Genomic DNA, 22,397 nt, shown 5'->3' with positions numbered 1-22,397 from the left:
GGCCCAGCAGGATGTGCTCGCGCGTCTGCGGCATCGGGCCGTCAGCGGCGTTCACCACCAGGATCGCGCCGTCCATCTGCGCGGCACCGGTGATCATGTTCTTGACGTAGTCGGCGTGGCCGGGGCAGTCGACGTGCGCGTAGTGGCGGTTGTCGGTCTCGTATTCCACGTGCGCGGTCGAGATGGTGATCCCGCGGGCCTTCTCTTCGGGCGCGCCGTCGATCTGGTCATACGCCTTGAAGTCGCCGAAGTACTTCGTGATCGCCGCAGTCAGCGTCGTCTTGCCGTGGTCAACGTGCCCGATCGTGCCGATGTTGCAGTGCGGCTTGCCGCGTTCAAACTTTTCCTTTGCCATCTCTCAGACGCCTCACGTTAGAGGGGGCCGCCGACGCGCCCCGAGTTTCATCGCGCGCCGTTTATTGAGTCGGGCAGCGAAAATCAAGCACCTAGTCGGCCCCGGCCCGTGTCGGGCCCGGGCCGGAACCTGTCTCAGCAGGCTCCCTGCACGCGCTTTGCATTGGAGGGCGGCGTATAGTCATCGGTGAACCAGTCGTCGCTTTCCTGCATCTCGCGCAGCCATTTCTCCATGTCCAGCGCGGCAGCTTCGGCCAGCTTCTGCATCTGCTCTTCGCGGGTCAGCTGCAGGCGCGATTCGAAAACCTGGATGACCATGATGTCATGCGCCTTGTTGTTCATCTTGATGCAGTTGCCGTCGTCGAAGACCGTCACCGCAACATGCAGGGCCGATTTGCCCGGCACCACCGGCGGCGGCAGCGAATAGGCGATCACCTTGATTCCCAGGTGATAGAGCCGCTCGCCCTCGAACCGGGTGAAGCGCTGTTGCATCGCGCCATCCACGGTTTCGATCCATTCCTCGGGGGTCGCGTCGCGCGACACCAAAAGCTTGGCCGGCTCCGGCTTTTCGGTCACGACGGCGACATACCCCAGCGAGAAATCCCCCAAAGGCTCTGTCGGCCCGGCGAGGTCCTGCGTGGCATCCGTGCAGGCGGCCAGCCCAAGGGCCAGCAGCAATACGGCAGCGATCCGGATCATAGACATCCCTCCTTGTCGGCGCCTGCGATAACGCGCCACCCGTCTGCGTGCAATCGGGCGGGGGTTTTGTCGACCCCCGTGCGGCCCCTATCTTTGCAACAGCGACCGTGGAGCCACAGATGACCCGAACGTCCCCCACACCGGATTCGGCCCGCCTGCCTGTCCGTGTGCCGCTTGTCACCCGCCCCCTGGGCTTGTGGGACAGCCTGCAGGCCACGCGCGACAACGTGCTGTCGATCATACCCGAGGTGGCGCTGCGCCGCCCCATCGTGTCGGGCCGCACGGGCAAACGATGGCACATGGTGATGGACCCCGAGGCGATCCGGCGTGTACTGCTGGAGAACCTCGACAACTACCCCAAGTCCCTGGTGACAAAGAACCTTCTGCGCCCGGCCGTCGGCGAATCTCTGTTCATCGCCGAGGGCGCGCACTGGCGCTGGCAGCGGCGCACGGCGGCACCCGCCTTTTCGCATCGCAACGCGCTCAACCTTGCCCCGGTGATGACCCGCGCGGCGGAACGCTCCGTCGCGCGGATCGCCGGGGCCGGGCCCCGCGCCGTCGAGATGATGCAGGAGATGGTCACAACCACTTTCGACGTGATCTCGGATGTCACGTTTTCGTCAGGCGAGGGGTTCCAGCGCGATACCGTCCACCGGGCCATCGACGCCTATATCTCGGAAGCTGGCAAGGTCTCGCTCTTCGACGTCCTGGGCTTTCCCGACTGGGTGCCGCGCCCGGGTCGCCTGCGGGCCGGTGGTGTCCCCGAGATGCGCCAGGTCGCCGATCGCGCCATCCAGCGCCGCATCGACGAAGGCCCCGACGATGTGCCCGACCTGCTGGACCTGCTGCTGGCCGGCGAGGACCCGGAGAGCGGGCGCAGGATGAGCCTGCCGGAACTGCGCGACAACCTTCTGACCTTCATCGTGGCCGGGCACGAGACGACGGCGCTTGCCCTGTCCTGGGCGCTTTACCTCATGGCCTTCGACCAAAAGGCGCAGGACCGCGCCCGGGCCGAGGCGCAATCCGTGCTCTCGGATGGCCTGGCACGGGGCGAAGATGTCCCGCAGCTGGTCTTTACTCGACAAGTGGTGGACGAGGCGCTGCGACTTTACCCGCCCGGCGGACTGGTCTCGCGCACGGCACTGGCAGGGGACAGGCTCTGCGGCACAGGCATCCTGCCGGGCGACACGGTGATGCTGCCAATCTACGCGCTACATCGGCACGAAGCGCTTTGGGAGGACCCGCAGGCCTTTCGTCCCGACCGCTGGGCCGGGGAGAGGCCGGACCGCTACGCCTATCTACCCTTCGGAGACGGCCCGCGCATCTGCATCGGGGCAAGTTTCGCCCTGCAGGAGGCCGTGATCATCCTGTCGACGCTGCTGGCCAATTTCCGGTTCACGCCCGTGAAGGGGCGCGATCCGAAACCCGTGATGATCCTGACCCTGCGGCCCGAAGGCGGTGTCTGGCTGGAGGCGGAGCGGGTTCGCTAGACGCGCTCCACCAAGACCGCCAAGGACAAGGGTCTCACGACCGGTCCGCGCACCCTTCGGACCGGGGCTCCGCCTTTCCGGGCACCGAGCCTTCCACTAGAAGGCTCGCCGGTCTTACGACCGGTTCGCGCCCGGAACCCACAAGACATCCGCGCGACCGTCGTCATTGGCGATCCGTGCTGCGACAAAGAACCAGTCAGACAGGCGGTTGAGGTATTTCACCGCTTCCGGGTTCACCGTCTCCATCGTTGCCAGTTCCACCACGAAACGCTCGGCCCGGCGCGCCACCGTCCGGCAATGATGGAGATGTGCCGCCAGGGCCGTTCCTCCGGGCAGGATGAAACTGCGCAGCGGCTCGAGCCGTCCGTTCATCACGTCGATCTCGGCCTCCAGCCGTGTCACCTGGCTGGCATCCATGCGCAGCGGCGGGTAGTCCCGCTCGGCGTCCTTTTCCATGTCCGGCGTGCACAGGTCGGCGCCCAGGTCGAACAGGTCGTTCTGGATGCGGCTCAGCTGCCCCTCCAGGTCACCTTCGGCCTGCAGACGTGCCAGCCCGACGACCGAGTTCAGCTCATCCACGGTACCATAGGCCGTCACCCGCGTGGAAAACTTGGCCACGCGCGCGCCATTGCCCAGCGCGGTTTCGCCAGCATCGCCGGTCTTTGTGTAGATCTTGCTCAGAACAACCATGTCATTTCCCCCGGATCCAGACGAACGCCAGGATCAGAATCACTGCGATGAACTGCGCCGCGATCCGCCAGCGCATCACCTTGTTTGCGTGTTTCCTGTTGAATTCTCCACCCTTGGCAAAGGTCCCGATGCCAAAAAGCAGAATGCCGAGCACCACCAGAACGGCGACACCGACAACGATGAACAATGGATCCTTGGCCATGATAACTCCCGGGCTTTGTCCCTCACATAGCGGACATGTTCGAAAAGGCGACGGGGCGTAGAGTCACCCCTTGGCCACCAGCCAGTCCATCGCCCGGGTCGGCAGCAGGCGCCGCAAGCCCCCCATCAGCCAGGTCGCCGTGGTGATGTAGTAGCGTGGGCGCGGGCGCGGGCTTTCCAGCGCATGAACCAGTTTCGCGGTCACGGCAGAGGGCGGCAGCTCGAAGGTATCCGGCCCGCGATCCTCGTAGAGCCGTTTCAGCAGCTTCGCCTCGTACTGGGCCTTGCGCGGGCTGGCCTTCCAGTCGATCCAGCGTTCGAAATGCGGGATCGCGTTGACCCGGATCCTGGAGGTCACCGGCCCGGTGTTCAGCGTCACGACATGGATCGGCGTGTCGCGCATCTCGATCCGCAGGGTGTCGGTCAGGGCTTCGGTGGCGTGCTTGGTGGCATTGTAGGCCGATCGCCAGGGCGCCACGACAAGCCCCAGAACCGACCCGTGGTTGATGATCCGCCCATGCCCCTGCGCCCGCATCACGGGGATCACCCGCCGCGTCAGGTCATGCCAGCCAAAGACGTTCGCCTCGAAGATCTCGCGCAGCGCCTGCACCGGCAGGTCCTCGGAGGCGCCCGGCATGGCATAGGCGCCGTTGTTGAACAGCGCATCCAGAGTGCCCCCCGTCGCGGTCAGCACCTCGTCCAGCGCAGCCTCAATGCTGGCGGGATCGCTATAGTCCAGCCGCGGGCTGTCGAACCCTTCGGCGCGCAGTCTTTCGCAATCCGATTCTTGCCGGCAGGCGGCAAAGACGCGCCAGCCGCGCGCCTTCAATCCATGCGCCGCGTCGTGTCCGATACCCGAGGAACAGCCAGAGATGAGAATGCTGCGTGTCGTCATGGCCGCGATTTAGGACAGGCAGAAGGCAATTGAAAGCGCGTCCAGTCGCAACCGCGCCCTAGTCTGCCGCCTGCAGGAAATCGTCGGACATCCAGCCGATCGCCTCGTCCAGCCCGGTCAGCACCCGCAGCCTGACCCAGCCGTCGCCGGTGTCGTCCAGCACCTCGACCTCATCCCCCTCGAACAGCTGGGTGATGACATCATAGCTGGTCGCGGGTCCTCCGCGCAGGTTCACCCGCGTTCCGGTCACGATGCGCAGGTCCCGCGCGTCGGGCGCCACCACCGGCGCCGCGCCCTCGCCCACCCGCGAGCCCAGCGGCGCGCCGTCGCCCAAGCCTGCGATCTGCGGGATCGGGTCGTCCGGCCCCACGGATTCGGGGATCACCCCCGGGCCCAGCGCATCCGCCAGCGAGCGCGCGATCTCATCCGCCGGTTCCGCCGCATCGGGCGCCGGGGGCGGCGTGTTGTCCTTGACGATCGCATCGGCCAATGCCGCGGCGATCTCATCCTCGGGATCGGGGACCGAAGGCTCTGGCGCGGGGGCCACCACCTCCGGTTCGGGAGCGACCGGTTCGGGTGCGGGATCGGGCACGCGCACGGTCTTCGAGGGCAACGGGTCACGCGGCGCAAGCGAGCTGACCCGCGGCTCGGCGGCGGGTTCCGGCGCGGGATCGGGGCGGCGCACGGTCAGGGTACTGCCCGGCAGACGGACCTGCGGCGCGCTCGGCTTCACCTCCGCCAGGATGGTCACGCCATGCTCTCCGGGTTCGAAATCGCTGCCCCCCGAAAGCTGCCACCAGGCCACGCCCAACAGCAGAAAGGTCATCAGCATCGTGCCGCGGACAATCATTCCCCAGGTCTCCGTTCAGTCACCGCCCCCACCACCCCGGGGCGGCGTCGCCCGTTGATAGCCGATTTCGCAGGCCTCTCGTAGGGTCTTGGGCGCTGTTTTTTCCCATCCGGCGGCTTGCCGCTGCGATGTGGCGCAGGTATCACCACATCTATGGACGAGGACGCCGATATCCCCAACATGCCCGAACGCGATCAAGCAGAGCCATTGCGGCGCGCCATCGGCGACCGTTACCTGACCTATGCGCTCAGCACGATCATGCACAGGGCCCTGCCCGATGCGCGTGACGGGCTGAAGCCGGTGCACCGGCGTATCCTCTATGCAATGCGCAGGCTGCGGTTGAGTTCCTCGGGCGGGTTTCTGAAATCCGCCAAGATCAGCGGCGACACGATGGGGGATTTCCACCCCCACGGCGACGCGGCGATCTATGACGCGATGGCCCGCCTCGCGCAGGACTTCACGATCCGCTACCCGCTGGTCGACGGCCAGGGCAACTTTGGCAACATCGACGGCGACAACCCCGCCGCCTCACGCTACACCGAGGCGCGCATGACGATCATGTCAGAGGCGCTGCTCGAAGGGCTGGACGAGAACTCCGTCGACTTCCGGCCCAACTACGATGGCCGCCTGATGGAACCCTCGGTTCTGCCGGCCTCCTATCCGAACCTGCTGGCCAATGGCTCTTCCGGGATCGCCGTCGGCATGGCGACCAACATTCCGCCGCACAACATCGTCGAGCTGATCAATGCCTGCCTGCACCTGATCAAGTCTCCGAACGCGGTGGACGACACGCTGCTGCAATATGTCCCCGGCCCGGACTTCCCCACCGGCGGCGTCATCGTGGAACCGCCCGAGAACATCGCCACCGCCTATCGTACCGGCCGCGGCAGCATCCGGCTGCGCGCCCGCTGGCACACCGAGGACCTGGGCCGCGGCACATGGCAGGTCGTGGTGACGGAAATCCCCTACCAGGTGCAGAAGTCCAAGCTGGTCGAACGCATCGCGGAACTGATCCAGACCAAGAAGGTGCCGATCCTCGCCGATGTGCGGGATGAGTCCGCCGAGGACATCCGCATGATCCTGGAACCGAAGTCCAAGAACGTGGACCCGGATGTCCTGATGAACATGCTGTTCCGCAACTCGGACCTGGAAATCCGGTTCTCGCTGAACATGAACGTGCTCATCGACGGGGTGACGCCCAAGGTCTGCTCGCTCAAGGAAGTGCTGCGCGCCTTCCTCGACTTCCGGCGGGAGGTGCTGATCCGGCGGGCGAAACACCGGATGGCCAAGATCGACAACCGGCTGGAGGTGCTGGAGGGACTGATCGTCGCCTTCCTGAACCTCGACCGGGTGATCGACATCATCCGTTACGACGATGACCCCAAGGCCGCCCTGATGTACGAGGACTGGTCGAAGCCGCACCAGGACACGGTCGTGCGCGCCACGGATGAGCGCGACTATGTTTCGCCGCTGGCGGGCATCGACGTCAAATCGCTGGAACTGCGCGAAGACCCCGAGGCCATCGCGCGTGGCGTGCTGGCCGATGACGGCACCGACGCCAAGGTGCCCGCACGTTTCGTCGGCCGGTCCGAGGGGCTGTCGGACGTGCAGGCCGAGGCGATCCTCAACATGCGCCTGCGCAGCTTGCGCCGCCTCGAAGAGCTGGAGCTGGTCAAGGAACGCGACGCCCTGATGGAAGAGCGCGCGGGGCTGGAGGACCTGCTGGACAGCGAGGATCTGCAGTGGTCCCGCATCGGCGAAGAGCTGAAAGAGGTGAAGAAGAAATTCGGCAAGGGGCTGGATCGCGGTGCGCGCCTGACCTCTCTGGCCGAGGCGGCCGAGGCCGAGGAGGTCCCGCTAGAGGCGATGATCGAGCGCGAGCCGATCACCGTTGTCTGTTCGCAGATGGGCTGGATTCGCGCCATGACGGGCCATATCGCGCTGGACCGCGAATTGAAGTTCAAGGACGGCGACGGCCCACGCTTCATCTTCCACGCGGAAACCACCGATCGCCTGCTGGTCTTTGCCTCGACGGGGCGGTTCTACACCGTGTCGGCGGCCAGCCTGCCCGGCGGGCGCGGCATGGGCGAACCGCTGCGCCTGATGGTCGACCTGCCCAACGAGGCCGAGATCATCGACATCTTCATCCACAAGCCGGGGCGGAAACTGTTGGTGGCCTCCTCTGCCGGTGACGGGTTCATCGTCCCCGAGGACGAGGTGATCGCCCAGACGCGCAGCGGCAAACAGGTGCTGAACGTGCGCGCGCCGTCGCGGGCCCTGGTCTGCAAGACGGTCGACGGCGATCACGTCGCCGTGGTGGGCGAGAACCGCAAGGTGCTGGTCTTTGCGCTGGACGAATTGCCAGAGATGGGACGCGGCAAGGGCGTGCGCCTGCAAAAGTACAAGGACGGCGGGTTGTCGGACGCGCGGACATTTACCCTGGCCGAGGGGCTGAGCTGGCAAGATCCGGCGGGGCGGACCCGAACCGAAACGGCGCTGGAGGAATGGACCGGCAAACGCGCCGGAACAGGCCGCATGGCACCGCGCGGCTTCCCGCGGGACAACAAGTTCACCTGACCTGTTTCGCGCGCGAAACATTTCGCGTTAACAACAGGTTAAACATCCCCCAGGCCTCCTTCAGGTCGCCACGAGGTCCCGGGTCAAGCCCGGGACGGGATTTTCCGGGGGCACCCGCGCACCGCACCGTGACCCAGCCCCGGACCTGATCCGGGGCCTCTTCGACCCCGACAAAAGCCACGGTTGCGCCCCGGCGTCGAAACCGCCACTCTTTCCCCCGGGAAAGATGACAGGCCGGGCACCGCTTTGGACGCTATGGACACATCGCCTGGCGCCCTGGCCCAGGCCGAGATCACGGCACAGGAACAGCGCGGCACGCGGCTGTCGACCCTGTTCACCGGTCGCCGCTGGCCGATCTTCAAGCTGACCTTCGTCACCGGGGTTCTGACGGTCCTCACTCTCGGGCTGTATCGTTTCTGGCAGAAGACCCGCGTCCGGCGCTGGTACTGGTCGGCGATCCGGCCGGGCGGGCACCCGCTGGAATATGTCGGCGACCCTTACGAGAAACTGCTGGGTTTCCTGATCGCCGTCGTCATCCTGGCCTTCTACATCGGCGTCGTGAACCTGCTGTTGATGTTCGCCAGTTTTTCCCTGTTCCAGGGCAATGTCGCGGCCTACGCGCTGAGTTTCGTCGGCGTCGTGCCAATCTGGTTCTATGCCCGTTACCGCGCGCGGCGCTACGTGCTGGCGCGCACGCGCTGGATGGGCTTGCGGTTCGGACTGGCGCCCGGCGCCTGGGGCTATGCTTTACGCGCGCTCTGGCACTGGTTTCTGACGCTGATCACCTTGGGCCTGCTCTGGCCGCGTATGACCTTCAAGCTGGAAAAATACCGCACCGACCGCACCTGGTTCGGCGATCACCGCATGGAACAGGGCGGCTCATGGACCATGCTGTTCTGGACGATCAAATGGCACCTTGCGGCCCTGGGCGTGGCCCTTGTCTGCCTGCCGATCCTCGGCGCGGGGCTGGTGCCGCTGGCCATCTTCGGCTTCTGCCTGTCCGGTCTGCTGCTGGTCTTCGGTGCGGTCTATTACCGGGTGGAAACGCGCAAGCGGCTGACCGGCGAAAAGCGCCTGGGGTCGATCCGCCTGCACCTGAAGGTCAACCCCCTGCGGGTCTTCTGGATTCTGGTGTCGGGCTACGCGCTGTCGCTGCTGGTGGCGGCGATCCCGACCGGCTTTCTGCTGGTGCTGTTCTTTCGCCTGCAATCGGCGGAGACCCTGACAGAGATCGGCATGGACGAGATGTCGCAAATACTGGCGGGCGCCGACCGCTGGGCGCTGGTCGGCCTGACCGTGATGAGCTATTTCGCCGTCTTCCTGCTGTGGTCCGCGCTGACACAGGCCTGGGTGACGCTGCCGATCACGCGGCTTTACGCGCGCGGCCTGACCGTCGAGGGGGCCCAGGCCTTGCCCGCCATCCGCCAGCGCCCGCGCGACGAACATATCGAGGCCGAGGGCTTTGCCGAGGCGCTGGACGTGGGGGCCTCGCTATGAGCACGGTTCTCAAGGTGGGCGCGCATCCCCCGGTCTTTCACGGCGAGGGACTGTTCTACGATGGCCAGAACGCCGAGGCCCGCCCCATCGACCTGTCGATCAACGAACAACGCGGCGTCCTGCTGGGCGAGGGCGTTGACTGGCCACTGGACAAGATCCGGCAGGTTCACGACGTGGCGGGCAAGGACCTTGTGATCCTGCGCCACCGCGACGATCCCGCCGCCCGGTTGATCCTGACGGACAAGACACTGCTGGCCCGCCTGCCGGACAAGGACCGGTCCGCCCCCATCGCGCGGCGCGGGCGCCTGGCGGCCTGGGCGCTGGGGGCGCTGGCCTCTGTCGCGCTGATCCTCTTCGTTCTGGTGCCATTGATGGCCGACCAACTGGCGGAATACCTCCCGCCCGAAGGCGAAAAGGCCCTGGGCGAAGTCACGTTGCGCCAGATCCGCGAGGCGCTGGACGACAGCGGCTTGCAGCCCATCGCCTTTTGCACCGCCCCCGAGGGCGAACGGGCCCTGCGCCGGATCGAAACGCGGCTGACCGCGCAGATGGACCCGGCGCCCGAGCTGACGGTGCATGTGCTGAATCATGACATGGTCAACGCCTTTGCCCTGCCCGGCGGGCATCTGGTCTTTTTCCGCGGGCTCATCGACGAGGCCGGCTCTCCCGACGAGATCGCCGCCGTCATGGCGCATGAGATCGGTCACGTCATCAGCCGCGATCCGACACGGCACGCGCTGCGCTCTGCCGGATCCATCGGGGTTCTGGGGCTGATCTTCGGCGATTTCGCGGGCGGGGCCATCGTGCTCTTGATCACCGAGCAGCTGATCGAGGCGCAATACAGCCAGGGGGCCGAGGCCGAGGCAGACGTCTTTGCGCATGACCTGATGTTGCGCGCCGATCTGTCTCCGGCCGCGCTGGCGGTGATGTTCGAACGCTTCCGCACCCTGGCGGGAGGCGATGCCGAGGGGTTTGTCGGGCATTTCCTGTCGCACCCCCGGCTGGGCGACCGCATCGCCGCCGCACGCAACGCGGTGCCCGATGGATTCCGTCCCATTCCCTTGCTGAACCCGGTGGAATGGCGGGCACTGCAGGGGATATGCGACGTCGACGCCGCGTTCTGACGCCAATCAGCAACAGCCCCAAAGGGCAGGCATTCCCGACTTTACGCGACTTTGCAGTGGCAGCATCCTAGCGCCATGTTCCGCGCACCCGCTCCTGCGCCCGTTTCCGCCAAAGAAAGACAGGTACAATGCATACCGATCAAGATTTAATGGACATCCGCTATACCGGCGAAAAAGGCCCGTTGTTCGGCCTCGCCCTGAAAACCGGCCTTCTGACCATCGTGACGCTTGGCATCTACCGGTTCTGGCAAAAGACCCGCATCCGCAAGTATATCTGGTCCTCGGTCGACGCCGGCGGCGACACCTTCGAATACACCGGCACCGGGATCGAGAAATTCCTTGGCTTCCTCGTCGCCATCGTCTTTCTGGCGATCTACGTCGGCATCATCCAGATGGTCCTTTTCTATGCCGGGCTGAACATCATGGTCGACCCGGAAACCGCCACGACGCAAGAGGCCATCGCGCAGGTTGCGGCGATCTACATCACCTTCTTCGCGGTGCTGCCCTTCATCCTGTATGCGATGTACCGCGCACGCCGCTACAAGATGGCCCGCACCCGCTGGCGCGGCATCCGTTTCGGCATGGAAAAAGGCGCCTGGGGCTACGTCCTGCGTGCCATCGGCTATGGCCTGCTGGCCGCGATCACGCTGGGCATCCTGCTGCCGCTGCAGACCTTCAAGCTGGAAAAATACATGGCCGACCGCAGCTATTACGGCAGCGCACGGTTTACCCAGGAAGGCAAGTGGAGCGACCTTTACAAGGCCATGACGCATATCCTGATCGCCATCGGCATTGTCGTCGTCAGCGCCATCGCTATGGCCGGCGCCGCCGCCAGCGAGACCGTCGGACTGGCCGTTCTCGGCGGGATCGGCATCTTTGTCGGTTACATCTGGTTCTTCTTCGGCTCGGTCCACTACAGCGTTCAGAGCTTTGGCTACCTCAGCCGCAACAAGGTCCTGGGGGACGAGATCCGCTTTGACGCCCAGCCGCGCACCGGATTTGTCATCAAGACCTACATCCTCGGCGGCCTGCTGCTCAGCCTCCTGGCCTCGGTGGCCTTCGGGATCGTCGGCGCCCTGGCGACCGGGTTCATCCCGTTGATGCAGGACGGCTCCGGCGTGGCCATTGCCATGTTCGGCGTGGTCATGGCGATCGGCTATATCGTGGCGCTGGTCGTGGTGCAGGCGCTCAGCATGATCCTGATCACCCAGCCGATCCTGGGCCACTATGTCGAAACGCTCAAGATCCGCAACGCCGGCGCGCTCAACCGCATCGCCCAGCGCGAGGCCGAAACCGGTGTCGACGCCGAAGGCTTTGCAGATGCGCTCGACGTGGGTGGCGCGATCTGATGCAAAAGACCGAAGCGCAGTTCTTCGATGGCCTCACGGCCGGGCGGCATGATGTTCATGTCGCCCTTTCCGACGACCGGCAGGCCATGATCATCACCGGCGACACCCTGCCCGAACCGCTGCGCTGGACCCTGATGGACCTGCGCGCGCTCAGCGATACCGGCCACACCGACCGGTTGACCCTGACGCGCCACGCGGAGACCGACGACGAGGCGCCACGCGATCCCGCCCGGCTGGTCCTGCTGGACCCCGAGCTGATCGCCTGGATGCACCGCACCCGTCCCGGCCTGTTCCGCGCCGACATGCACAAGGGCACCTGGCGCAAGATCGGCATCTACACCGGCGGGGCGGTGGCCGCCGCCGGGCTGATGCTCTTCGTGATCCTGCCCGCGATGGCGAATACGCTGGCCCAGATCATCCCGATCGAACGCGAGATCGCCTTTGGCAAGGTCGTGGTCCGCCAGATGGAACGGGTCCTGGGCAGCGGCAGCGGATCGCTGCGCTGTACGGACCCGGCGGGCATTGCCGCGCTGGACAAGATGGTGACGCGGCTGACCGAAACCCGCGAGATGCAGTACCAGATCAGCAGCCAGGTCTTTGACCACGGCATGGTCAACGCCTTCGCTGCTCCCGGCGGACAGGTGGTCGTCCTGCGCGGGCTGCTGGAGGCGGCTGAAAGCCCGGAGGAGGTCGCCGGCGTGCTGGCGCATGAGATCGGACACGTCGAATCGCGCGATGCCACCCGGCACGCGCTGCGCACCGCCGGGTCCGCCGGCCTGCTGACCATGATCATCGGCGATTTCTCCGGCGGGGCGGCCATCGCGCTGGTCGGTGAAAAGCTGATGACCGCCGCCTATTCCCGCGAGGCCGAGGCCGCCGCCGATCTCTTTGCGCTGGACATGCTGCAACAGGCGGACGTGAGCGCCGACGGTTTTGCCCGCTTCTTCGACGAGCTGGACGACCTTCAGGGCATTGAAATCCCCGCCTACCTGTCGACCCACCCGATCACGGCGGACCGCGCCGACCAAGCCCGCGATTTCGCACGGGAACAGAGCGGCACCCGCCCGATCCTCAGCGATGCCGAGTGGCGCGCGCTGCAAAACATCTGCCGGTAGGGCGTGGAACGGGGTGCGACGACGTGGACTTCGGCACCCGGAAACCGATTTCCGGGACCTCTCAGAGTCGCGCCTCAATTTCTCGCCATTCCGGGCAAAAAAAGTAACAATGATTAGAATTTCCGGAACCTGAGATCCCAAAAACTCCCTTTAAAGGGGCGAATCTTCTCCGCACCCCGATCGCGATCCGGTCAAAGTTGTCGTAACGGCACCTCGGGAAGCGCCCGGATGTCAATGGATTCGATGGTATACCGGAAAACGTCCCGTCATGGCGACGCGTATAAACGGTAACGCGACGATTTTTCGCTGTTTCCCTGTGTCCCGGCAGGCTACACCACGCGGCGAGGAAGTCTCGCGGGCCCGCCCGCGGCAATGGTAGACCTGAGGAGAGACACGCAGATGAAGGTCCTTGTGCCCGTCAAGCGCGTGATCGACTACAACGTGAAGGTCCGCGTGAAAGCGGACGGATCGGGTGTCGATCTGGCGAACGTGAAGATGTCGATGAACCCCTTCGACGAGATCGCCGTGGAAGAGGCGATCCGGCTGAAGGAAGCCGGCAAGGTCGATGAGGTCATCGCCGTTTCGATCGGTGTCAAGCAGAGCCAGGAAACCCTGCGCACCGCGCTGGCAATGGGTGCGGACCGCGCCATCCTGGTCGTGGCTGCCGATGACGTCCACACCGACATCGAGCCGCTGGCCGTGGCCAAGATCCTGGCCGCCATCGTCAAGGAAGAAGAGCCGGGCCTCGTGCTCTGCGGCAAGCAGGCCATCGACAACGACCTGGGCGCCACCGGCCAGATGCTGTCGGCCCTGCTGGGCTGGAGCCAGGCGATGTACGCCAACAAGGTTGACGTTGAGGGCGACAGCGCCGTCGTCACCCGCGAGGTCGACGGCGGGTTGCAGACCGTCAAGGTCAAGATGCCGACCATCATCTCGACCGACCTGCGCCTGAACGAGCCGCGCTACGCCTCGCTGCCGAACATCATGAAGGCGAAGAAGAAGCCGCTGGATGAGAAGACCGCCGAGGACTACGGCGTCGACGTCAGCCCGCGCCTCGAGATCGTCTCGACCGGCGAACCGGCGGCCCGCGCGGCCGGCGAGATCGTGCCCGATGTCGATACGCTTGTCGCCAAGCTGAAAGAAAAGGGGATCGTGTGATGGCCGTTCTGCTGATTGCCGAAATCAACGACGGCGCGCTGGCGATGGACGCCACCGCGAAGGCCGTCAGTGCCGCCAAGGCGCTGGGTGACGTGACCGTCCTGGCCGCCGGCGCCTCTGCCAAGGCCGCCGCCGACGAGGCCGCCACCATCGAGGGCGTGTCCAAGGTGCTGGTCGCCGAAGATGCCCTTTATGGTCACCGCCTGGCAGAGCCGGTTGCCGCGCTGATCGCCGGGCTGGCCAGCGACTACAGCCACGTTGTCGCGCCCGCCACCACCGACGCCAAGAACATCCTGCCGCGCGTGGCCGCGCTGCTGGACGTCATGGTGCTGACCGACGTGACCGAGGTCGTGGATGCGGACACTTTCGTGCGTCCGATCTACGCGGGCAACGCGATGCAGACGGTGAAGTCCAAGGACGCGACCAAGGTCATCACCTTCCGGACATCGACCTTCGACGCGGCTGCCACCGGCGGTTCGGCGGCTGTCGAGGCAATCGCCGCGGGTGACAACCCCGGCCTGTCCGAATGGGTCGAAGACAAGGTGGCCGAGAGCGACCGCCCCGAGCTGACCTCGGCCGGTGTCGTGGTCTCCGGCGGCCGTGGCGTCGGCAGCCAGGAAGACTTTGCCATCATCGAAAAGCTGGCCGACAAGCTTGGGGCCGCCGTGGGCGCATCCCGTGCCGCCGTCGACTCGGGCTTTGCCCCGAACGACTGGCAGGTTGGCCAGACCGGCAAGGTCGTCGCTCCGGACCTGTATGTTGCCGTCGGCATCTCGGGTGCGATCCAGCACCTGGCCGGCATGAAGGACTCGAAGGTCATCGTCGCGATCAACAAGGACGAAGAGGCCCCGATCTTCCAGGTCGCGGACTACGGCCTTGTCGCCGACCTGTTCGAGGCCGTCCCGGCCCTGACCGAAAAGCTCTGAAGGAGCGATGGGTGCGCAGAGCACCCATCACCTCTGAAGGCCCGCCCCGTGGCGGGCCTTTTTCATGTCAGCGCCGTACCATTGCGCCCAAGACCGGGGCCAGCGCCTCCCCCGCCTCTTGATGGGCACGCGGCCCCATCAGCTCGGCCGCAGCGCAGGCCTCGAAATCCCCGAAGACCATGCCACGCGTGCCCTCGGTCAGGGCCGCGCCAGAGGCCACGACCTCGACAACCTCGTTGACCCTGGGGCGCAGCGTCTCGATCATTTCACGGTTCACGAACAGCGGGTCGCCATCCAGCCGCCAGGGCAGTTCAGACGGCACCGGATGATCCGCGAACCACAGCAGCACTGTATCCCCGCGCAGGTGCGCAAGCAGTTGTTTCATGCGCGATGTCCAGGCCATCCGAAGCTCGTCCTGAACCTCCGCGAACCGGTCGCTGGAGACATCGGACAACCGCCCAAGCATGTGCCGGACAAAGTGAAACTCGGTAAAATCGATCTCAGGATAGAGCCCCTGCAGCTTTTCCGAGGCACGCAGGAACCGATCATTGCGGCGCGGATGCACGGTGTAGAATCGGTTCGACAGGTTCTGTGCCCCCATCACCTGCACAACCTTGACCGCCGCTCCGGCGGCCAGGTCCAGCACGCCGGGATCGTTCAGGTAAAGGTCCACCCCGGCATTGACCACGCCGAAGTTCGCACAGGCCAGCCTGACCCGCTGTTCCAGCAGCGCCGGAAAGGGCTGTTCGATGAACCGCCCGTAGGTTTCCGTCCCCCCAAGAAAGGCAAAGTACAAACCGTCGAGCTGTCGGCGCGGCCCGCGGAACAGGACGCGTGATGTGCCGTACCGGCACGGATAGTATTCCAGGGTCGCATGGCCCCCGCCATGTGCAGACATTTTACCCACCTCATTTTTCACCCACAGGAGAGAATCGGGCAAAGCCCTTGCCATTTTGCTAATGCGACAATGCGAGACGAATCCGACACTCTTGCAGCCCCGCCAAAGCCGGGTCATGGTGGCCGCGGCAAAAGGGGATCGGGACATGGAAATCAAGTCTATCGGGGTCGTTGGCGCGGGGCAGATGGGCAACGGGATTGCCCATGTCATGGCACTGGCAGGCTACGAGGTGCGTCTCAACGACATCAGCCAGGAAGCGCTGGACAAGGCCGTCGCCACCATCGGCAAGAACCTGGACCGCCAGGTCACCCGCGACAAGATCTCCTCCGAGGAACGCGACCGGACGATGGCGCGGATCCGCACCACGCTGCACCTGCCCGAGATCGCCCAGACCGACCTGGTGATAGAGGCCGCGACCGAGCGCGAAGAGGTCAAGGACAAGATCTTTGCCGCCCTGCTGCCCCACCTCAAGCCCGAGACGATCTTGACCTCGAACACCTCGTCGATCTCGATCACGCGACTGGCCAGCCGGACCGACCGGCCCGAGAAGTTCCTGGGGTTCCATTTCATGAACCCGGTGCCGGTGATGAAGCTGGTTGAGCTGATCCGGGGCATCGCCACCGACCATGAAACCTATGAAAGCTGCCTTGCGGTGGTCGAGAAACTCGACAAGACCGCCGCCAGCGCCGAGGATTTCCCCGCCTTCATCGTCAACCGCATCCTGATCCCGATGATCAACGAGGCCTGCTATACGCTGTACGAGGGCGTGGGCAACGTGCGCTCGATCGACATGGCGATGAAGCTGGGCGCCAACCACCCGATGGGGCCGCTGGAACTGGCCGATTTCATTGGATTGGACACCTGCCTTGCGATCATGAACGTGCTGCACGACGGCCTGGCGGATACCAAGTATCGCCCCTGCCCGCTGCTGACCAAATACGTCGAGGCCGGCTGGCTGGGCCGCAAGACCGGACGCGGTTTCTACGATTACCGGGGGGATGAGCCGGTCCCGACGCGCTGAGCCAGACCGCCCCTTGCGCATAGGCGCGGGCCCGTCGGGGCCGCGGCCAATCCGGTTCGGGGCGTCAGCCCTCGCGCAGGCCCAGCGTCTGTTCGCGCAGCCAGGCCACGAACTCTCGTTGACCGCCCGAAAAGGCCTTGACTTGCTCCGGGGTGATCGGCTCTCCGACAACCGGCTTCTGCGGCCGCTTGCAGGCGTGCACGACCTCGTGGATCAAGAGCCCCTGGCGGATCGTGGCGGACAGCTTGTTGGCGATCTGGTAGGCGCGGCTGTTCTGTCCCGGAAAGAAGATCGGAACCACGGTCGCGCCGGATCGCTGGACCATCTTGGCGGTAAAGGGGTTCCAGCCCGCCTCTTGCGCCGTCCCGAACCAGGTTTCGGACGAAGCCACGACGCCGGAGGGAAACAGGACGATCACGCCGCCGGACTTCAGGTGATCCATCGCCCGCGCCCGCATTTCCAGGCTCTGCTCGCGCGCGTCTTCCTCATGCGGAAAGGGCACCGGAATCATGAAGGGCTCGACCTCCTTGACGCCGGTCAGCAGGGACCGGGTCAGGATCTTGTAATCGGTGCGCACGCGGCCAATGAGTTCCGCCAGAACCATCCCGTCGACCAGCCCGTGAGGATGGTTGGCCACGATGATCACGGGGCCCTCCTTGGGGATGCGCGCGATCTGTTCGGCAGGAGTCATCAGGTCGATGCCCATGATGCCCAGCGCCTGGCTCCAGAAGGCCTGACCTTCGACCGGGCCCATGCGTTCAAACCGCCGCACCATGCGCAGCAGGGGGATCTTGCCGGTCAGCCATTCCAGCGTCCGGATCGTGTTTGCCTTCCACGGATTGCTGAACGTGTTGGCGTAACTGACCTGTCGCTTGTCATAGGGTGCAGGATTCCTGGACACGCTCCGCCCCCTCAGGGATGTCGATTGGGTGCTTTCGACCATACGCCTGCTACAGTCCCGTATTGCACGTCAGCGCCTGGCACCGGCGCTAACAGTCTTCCCCAAAGCGGTCGGCCACCAAGGCCTCGACCGCATCGGCCAGCGCCTCGGCGTCCGGCCCCGAGGTTTGGACTTCAATAGTGCTTCCTTTCGCGGCTGCCAACATCAAAAGCCCCATGATACTGTCTCCGCTGGCGGACATCCCGTCGCGGCTGACCTCGGCCATTGCGTCGAATCCCTCGACCACCTCGACCAGTTTGGCAGAGGCGCGGGCATGCAACCCCTTCTCGTTGACGATCTTCAGCGCGCGGTGAATGGAGTTGGTCATGGGAACCCGGCTTTCTCGTGGCAGATCAAGACGTTCAAGTTGGATCGGCCGGAATGTTCTGGCTGTCAATATACTTCCGCCCGGCCTCCAGGGCCTGGCGTACCGCTTCTGGCACGGTCAGGTGACGGCTTTTGGTCAGCTTGATCAGCATCGGCAGATTCGCGCCGTACAGAATGCGGCGATTGTCGGGACGGCAGGCATTCAGCGACAGATTCGAAGGAGAGCCGCCGAACATGTCGGTGACGATGACGACACCGCCGCCGCTGTCGACGGCATCGGCCGCGGCACAGATTTCGGCCTGCTTGTCGGCGCGGTTGGCATCTGCCTCGATGGAAATCGCCTGCATCCCGGGCTGCGGCCCGACCACATGCTCGACCGCCGCGAGATACTCGCGGGCCAGTCCGCCATGCGCGACGATCACGATACCGATCACCCGGACACCTTTCCAACCATGCCGACGACGCGTTCGGAAACGGGCGTTCCGCCGCGCCGTTCCAGTTCGCGGTGCCTAATTGACACCCGCCAGCCTTCCTGCGCAAGAGCGGCCGCGACGTTTTCCGTGACGGCAACCGACCGGTGCTGCCCGCCGGTACAGCCGAAGCCGATGGCGAAATGCGCCTTGCCCTCGGCCACCACCGCCGGCAACATCAACAGGATCAGGCCGGTCAGCCGATCCAGGAAATCCTCGTAGCGGGGATCATCGGCAACAAAGGCCGCTACCTCGGGGTCCAGCCCGGTAAAAGCGCGCAAATCCGGTTCCCAATGGGGATTGCGCAGAAAGCGGCAATCGAACACGACATCCAGCCCCTGGGGCAGCCCGCGCTTGTAGGAAAAGCTCTGGACGGAGACGGCGGTGCCCTGCCCCGTCACCTCGCCAAACCAGCCTTCCAGTTCGGCCCGCAGATCGTGCACCGACAGTTCCGATGTGTCGATCAGGATATCCGCCCGCGACCGCACGTCGGTCAGCAGGGCCTTTTCGCGCACCACCCCGTCCACCGGCATCTCGTCCGGGGCCATAGGGTGGCGGCGGCGGGTTTCCGAGTAACGCCGCACCAGCACCTCGTCGGTGCAATCGACATAAAGCAGGTCGACAGGCGCCGGCATCTGGTCGGTCAGGATCTCGTAGAGCTGCAACAGCCCCTCGGCGCTGAAATCACGGTTGCGCACGTCGATGCCCAGAGCAAGGGGCCGGGCCGGGGGCGTGTCGCGGTCGACGAGGCGCGGCACCAGGCTCAGCGGGATGTTGTCGATGCTCTCAAAGCCCAGATCCTCGAGCACATTGATCGCGCTTGACCGCCCGGCGCCCGAAGGGCCGGTGACAAAGACGATGCGCGCGCTGCCTGTTTCCTTTTGGTCCATTTCTACTCTCGCCGTCCCGACTTGAGATAGTGAACGAGTCCTGCGGGGAAATATTCAGACGCGGAATTGTGAAGCAATGGCACATCCACCCCCAGCAGCCGGGTGGACCGGTTAGGCGGCAAGCGATGCCTTTCGGCCACATCCATGTCCAACACGGCGACCAGCGGGATGCCGGTCACATGTGGTGCGTGCAAAAGACCGATGGCGCGCGCCTCGATTATGCCCTCTATCGCGGCGGGCACGCTCAGGTTCAGCAGTGCGCCCTCCCGTGTGACGATCGTGCGATCATCGGCAATCAGCTGCGCGCCCCGCGCCATCAGTTCCAGCGCAAGGCCCGATTTGCCGCTGCCGGAGGCACCTCGGATCATCAGGCCCCGGCCCGCCACGGCAACCGAGGTGGCATGCAGAACCTCCCGCATGGGGCGGGATCAGACCGGCAGGCCGACGACGAAGCGTGCGCCCAGCGGCTCCGAGGTCACATCGGCCTCGGTCGGGCGGATGTTCTCGGCCCAGATGACGCCGCCATGCGCCTCGATGATCTGCTTGGAGATGGCAAGGCCAAGGCCCGAGTTGTTGCCGAAATCCTGTTGCGGGCGCGAGGTGTAGAAGCGCTTGAAGATCTTCTGCAGCGATTCCTCTGGGATGCCCGGGCCGGTATCCTCGACCACGACCAGCACGCGGTTGTCGCGGCGTCGCGCCCAGACACGGATCGCATCGCCATCCTCGCAAAAGGAAATCGCATTGGTGATGAGGTTGACGAAGACCTGCGCCAGGCGTGGTTCCAACCCGGTGATCGTGACCGGCTTTTTCGGCAGGTCGGTGATGAATTCGATGCCCTTCTTGCGCGCATCCTCACCCAGGAACTCGGTCAGGTTGCCAAGCATTTCCAGCAGGTTGAACTCCTGCTCCTCTTCCTTGACCAGCTCGCTGTCCAGTCGCGAGGCGTTGGAGATGTCGCTGACCAGTCGGTCCAGCCGGCGCACGTCATGTTCAATCACGTCCAGGAGCTTGGCCCGATGGTCCTCCTTCTTGACCATGCGCAGGCTGCCCACGGCAGAGCGCAACGAGGCCAGCGGGTTCTTGATCTCATGTGCCACGTCGGCGGCGAATTGTTCGTTCTGGTCGATCCGGTCGTAGAGCGCACCGACCATGCCGCGCAGCGCGCCTGACAGGCGCCCGATCTCGTCGGGACGGGCGGTCAGGTCGGGAATGCGGATACGGCCCGGCGTGCGCGCCTTGCGGTTGCGGTCGCGCCCGATCTCTGCCGCGTCGGCGAGGTCCGAAATCGGGTTGGAAATGGTCGAGGCCAGCACGAGGCTGAGACCAATGGAAACCAGCGTGGCGATCACGAACATCTGCAGCACGCGCTCACGTTCGGCGCTGACGGCGGCGTCGATCTCTGTCGCCGGGGAGACCAGCGCAATCGTCCCGACCAGCGCGTCGCCCTGCCGGATCGGGGTCAGTGCAAAGAAGACGGTGGCCCCGTCGCCACCGCCGGATTCGACACGGGTCAGGGCCGGATCACCGGATTCGATGGCACGCCGCAGACGATCTTCGAGGTCGAGATCGGGTTCGGTCTCGAAATAGCTGAACAGGCCCGCGACGCCGTCCCAGATCGTGTTCAGGAAGTCCGAGATCAGCGTCGGCTTGTCCTCTTCGACCGGGGGGATGATCGGCGGCACGCGGCCGCGCGTCTCACCGACCAGGAAACTGGCGCTGTCAAAGACCATCAGGCGCACGCCATCGCGCAGGTCGATGCCCTCGACCGTGCGGGCGACGTCGATACCGTCGCCGGTGCCCAGGCTGACCGGCGCACCGCGTGGCAACTGTGCCTCGAACACGTCGGCAACGAGTTCGACCTCGGCCTGCAGCGCATTGACGCGCTGCACCGCCATCGTGTCGCGCGATGAGTTCAGCCAGAGAATCCCCGCGACCAGCACGTTGAGCGCGATCAAGTTGAAGGTGATGATCTTGCGCGTCAGCGGCGAACGGTTGAGCGTGAACAGCCCGCGCCGCGCGCGGCTGTCGCGCAGTTCCTTTTCAACCGTGCTGTCGGGCGCGACCCAGTCGTCGCCCAGCACGACGTCCGCATCACGCCGTCCGCCTTGACGATCGTCCTGCATCGGGAGCTGTTCGGCCAGGGCCATCCCTTACTCTTCGTTGTAGCGGTATCCGATACCGTAAAGCGTTTCGATGGCCGAGAAATCGGTGTCGACCGTGCGCATCTTCTTGCGCAGACGCTTGATGTGGCTGTCGATGGTGCGGTCGTCGACATAGACCTGATCGTCATAGGCCACGTCCATCAGCTGATCCCGAGACTTCACGAAACCGGGGCGCTGCGCCAGGGCCTGCAGCAGCAGAAATTCCGTCACGGTCAGCGACACGTCCTGGCCTTTCCAGCTGACGGCATGGCGCAGCGGGTCCATCGTCAGGCTGCCGCGGGTCATCAGCTTGGTCTCTTCGGTGTCACCCACGACATCACCGGCCACGGCTTCCTGACGGCGCAGCAGGGCGCGAATGCGTTCGACCAGCAGGCGCTGGCTGAAAGGTTTTTTGACGTAGTCGTCGGCACCCATGCGCAAGCCCAGCACCTCGTCGATCTCGTCGTCCTTGGAGGTCAGGAAGATCACGGGCATCCTGGATTTCTGGCGCACGCGCTGTAGCAGGTCCATACCATCCATGCGCGGCATCTTGATGTCGAACACGGCCATGTCCGGCATCTTCTTGTTGAACGCGTCAAGCGCCGCTTGGCCATCGTTGTAGGTCTCGACCTCGAACCCTTCTGCCTCAAGCGTCATCGAAACGGACGTCAGGATATTCCTGTCGTCGTCCACAAGGGCGATCTTAGACATTTTGCTGTCCTTATACTGCTCTGGTTGCCTTATTTTTTTCTGCACTATCGGCGATTTTCCGCTTTACAGCAATC

23 protein-coding genes are annotated in these 22,397 nt (G+C 64.9%); 9 read left to right on the top strand and 14 right to left on the bottom strand.

The genetic code is table 11. The annotated features are described in order from the left end of the window. Both BLQ71_RS24615 and BLQ71_RS24610 read right to left on the bottom strand, forming a co-directional pair. On the bottom strand, positions 1-355 hold a 355-nt coding region (locus tag BLQ71_RS24615; protein ID WP_074623615.1), incomplete at its 3' end, for a GTP-binding protein. A 134-nt stretch (positions 356-489) separates the two neighbouring features. Continuing rightward, complete coding sequence (locus BLQ71_RS24610; RefSeq protein ID WP_074623614.1) at positions 490-1,053, bottom strand: hypothetical protein; 564 nt, start codon at positions 1,051-1,053, stop codon at positions 490-492. A 119-nt stretch (positions 1,054-1,172) separates the two neighbouring features. Here BLQ71_RS24610 and BLQ71_RS24605 point away from each other — a divergent pair, with 119 nt between their 5' ends. Further along, positions 1,173-2,543, top strand: coding sequence for a cytochrome P450 (locus tag BLQ71_RS24605; protein ID WP_074623613.1), 1,371 nt, complete (start codon positions 1,173-1,175; stop codon positions 2,541-2,543). Between the two features lie 114 nt (positions 2,544-2,657). Here BLQ71_RS24605 and BLQ71_RS24600 read toward each other — a convergent pair whose 3' ends face one another. The 4 genes from BLQ71_RS24600 to BLQ71_RS24585 form a co-directional block, all read right to left on the bottom strand. Continuing rightward, positions 2,658-3,233: a cob(I)yrinic acid a,c-diamide adenosyltransferase gene (locus BLQ71_RS24600; RefSeq protein ID WP_074623612.1), complete on the bottom strand. Its 576-nt coding sequence runs from the start codon at positions 3,231-3,233 to the stop codon at positions 2,658-2,660. Between the two features lies 1 nt (position 3,234). Then, positions 3,235-3,435 (bottom strand): twin transmembrane helix small protein, encoded by a 201-nt coding sequence (locus tag BLQ71_RS24595; protein ID WP_043137474.1) that lies wholly within the window; start codon positions 3,433-3,435, stop codon positions 3,235-3,237. A gap of 63 nt (positions 3,436-3,498) precedes the next feature. Beyond that, positions 3,499-4,329 (bottom strand): SDR family NAD(P)-dependent oxidoreductase, encoded by an 831-nt coding sequence (locus tag BLQ71_RS24590; protein WP_074623611.1) that lies wholly within the window; start codon positions 4,327-4,329, stop codon positions 3,499-3,501. 58 nt (positions 4,330-4,387) lie between these two features. Then, positions 4,388-5,179, bottom strand: coding sequence for an SH3 domain-containing protein (locus BLQ71_RS24585; RefSeq protein ID WP_074623610.1), 792 nt, complete (start codon positions 5,177-5,179; stop codon positions 4,388-4,390). 180 nt (positions 5,180-5,359) lie between these two features. On the opposite strand from BLQ71_RS24585, the gene BLQ71_RS24580 reads away from it, so the two are divergent. The 7 genes from BLQ71_RS24580 (at position 5,360) to BLQ71_RS24550 (ending at position 14,925) form a co-directional block, all read left to right on the top strand. Further along, the gene (locus BLQ71_RS24580; RefSeq protein ID WP_172431352.1) at positions 5,360-7,756 is read left to right on the top strand and encodes a DNA topoisomerase IV subunit A; all 2,397 of its coding nucleotides are present in this window, start codon (positions 5,360-5,362) and stop codon (positions 7,754-7,756) included. A gap of 321 nt (positions 7,757-8,077) precedes the next feature. Next, entirely contained in the window at positions 8,078-9,253 is a 1,176-nt protein-coding gene (locus tag BLQ71_RS24575) for a DUF898 family protein (RefSeq protein WP_074623616.1), read from the top strand. Next, entirely contained in the window at positions 9,250-10,377 is a 1,128-nt protein-coding gene (locus tag BLQ71_RS24570; RefSeq protein WP_074623609.1) for a M48 family metallopeptidase, read from the top strand. The genes BLQ71_RS24575 and BLQ71_RS24570 overlap by 4 nt, the downstream gene beginning before the upstream one ends. A 128-nt stretch (positions 10,378-10,505) precedes the next feature. After that, on the top strand, positions 10,506-11,726 hold the full coding sequence (locus BLQ71_RS24565) for a YjgN family protein (RefSeq protein WP_043137481.1): 1,221 nt from the start codon (positions 10,506-10,508) through the stop codon (positions 11,724-11,726). After that, positions 11,726-12,841, top strand: coding sequence for a M48 family metallopeptidase (locus BLQ71_RS24560; RefSeq protein WP_074623608.1), 1,116 nt, complete (start codon positions 11,726-11,728; stop codon positions 12,839-12,841). Before BLQ71_RS24565 ends, BLQ71_RS24560 begins: the two co-directional genes overlap by 1 nt. 399 nt (positions 12,842-13,240) lie before the next feature. Beyond that, positions 13,241-13,999 (top strand): electron transfer flavoprotein subunit beta/FixA family protein, encoded by a 759-nt coding sequence (locus BLQ71_RS24555; RefSeq protein WP_074623607.1) that lies wholly within the window; start codon positions 13,241-13,243, stop codon positions 13,997-13,999. After that, positions 13,999-14,925 (top strand): electron transfer flavoprotein subunit alpha/FixB family protein, encoded by a 927-nt coding sequence (locus BLQ71_RS24550; RefSeq protein WP_043137489.1) that lies wholly within the window; start codon positions 13,999-14,001, stop codon positions 14,923-14,925. Before BLQ71_RS24555 ends, BLQ71_RS24550 begins: the two co-directional genes overlap by 1 nt. Before the next feature lie 67 nt (positions 14,926-14,992). Here the strand turns inward: BLQ71_RS24550 and BLQ71_RS24545 are convergent, their stop codons facing one another. Continuing rightward, positions 14,993-15,823, bottom strand: coding sequence for a DUF6473 family protein (locus tag BLQ71_RS24545; protein WP_043137491.1), 831 nt, complete (start codon positions 15,821-15,823; stop codon positions 14,993-14,995). A gap of 145 nt (positions 15,824-15,968) precedes the next feature. Between BLQ71_RS24545 and BLQ71_RS24540 the strand changes: the two genes are divergently transcribed. After that, complete coding sequence (locus tag BLQ71_RS24540; protein ID WP_069210312.1) at positions 15,969-16,844, top strand: 3-hydroxybutyryl-CoA dehydrogenase; 876 nt, start codon at positions 15,969-15,971, stop codon at positions 16,842-16,844. Positions 16,845-16,908: 64 nt separating this feature from the next. Here the strand turns inward: BLQ71_RS24540 and BLQ71_RS24535 are convergent, their stop codons facing one another. The 7 genes from BLQ71_RS24535 to BLQ71_RS24505 are packed head-to-tail and all read right to left on the bottom strand — an operon-like array spanning position 16,909 to position 22,323. After that, positions 16,909-17,787, bottom strand: coding sequence for a lysophospholipid acyltransferase family protein (locus BLQ71_RS24535; protein ID WP_074623606.1), 879 nt, complete (start codon positions 17,785-17,787; stop codon positions 16,909-16,911). Positions 17,788-17,833: 46 nt separating this feature from the next. After that, positions 17,834-18,112, bottom strand: coding sequence for an HPr family phosphocarrier protein (locus BLQ71_RS24530; RefSeq protein WP_043137498.1), 279 nt, complete (start codon positions 18,110-18,112; stop codon positions 17,834-17,836). 34 nt (positions 18,113-18,146) lie between these two features. After that, on the bottom strand, positions 18,147-18,545 hold the full coding sequence (locus BLQ71_RS24525) for a PTS sugar transporter subunit IIA (RefSeq protein WP_043137500.1): 399 nt from the start codon (positions 18,543-18,545) through the stop codon (positions 18,147-18,149). Continuing rightward, positions 18,542-19,471 (bottom strand): RNase adapter RapZ, encoded by a 930-nt coding sequence (gene rapZ, locus BLQ71_RS24520; protein WP_043137502.1) that lies wholly within the window; start codon positions 19,469-19,471, stop codon positions 18,542-18,544. Before rapZ ends, BLQ71_RS24525 begins: the two co-directional genes overlap by 4 nt. 2 nt (positions 19,472-19,473) lie before the next feature. Further along, the gene (locus BLQ71_RS24515) at positions 19,474-19,890 is read right to left on the bottom strand and encodes an HPr kinase/phosphorylase (protein ID WP_074623605.1); all 417 of its coding nucleotides are present in this window, start codon (positions 19,888-19,890) and stop codon (positions 19,474-19,476) included. Between the two features lie 9 nt (positions 19,891-19,899). Continuing rightward, complete coding sequence (locus BLQ71_RS24510) at positions 19,900-21,618, bottom strand: sensor histidine kinase (protein ID WP_088702309.1); 1,719 nt, start codon at positions 21,616-21,618, stop codon at positions 19,900-19,902. Between the two features lie 3 nt (positions 21,619-21,621). Then, positions 21,622-22,323, bottom strand: a complete 702-nt coding sequence (locus BLQ71_RS24505; protein WP_043137506.1) for a response regulator transcription factor — start codon at positions 22,321-22,323, stop codon at positions 21,622-21,624. Positions 22,324-22,397: the final 74 nt, after the last annotated feature.

It is taken from the genome of Antarctobacter albus (genome assembly GCF_900101505.1).
In the GTDB taxonomy this organism is placed as follows: domain Bacteria; phylum Pseudomonadota; class Alphaproteobacteria; order Rhodobacterales; family Rhodobacteraceae; genus Antarctobacter; species Antarctobacter albus.
Note: the sequence above shows the minus strand (reverse complement) of the source record. Positions and strands in the feature narration are given on the sequence as shown.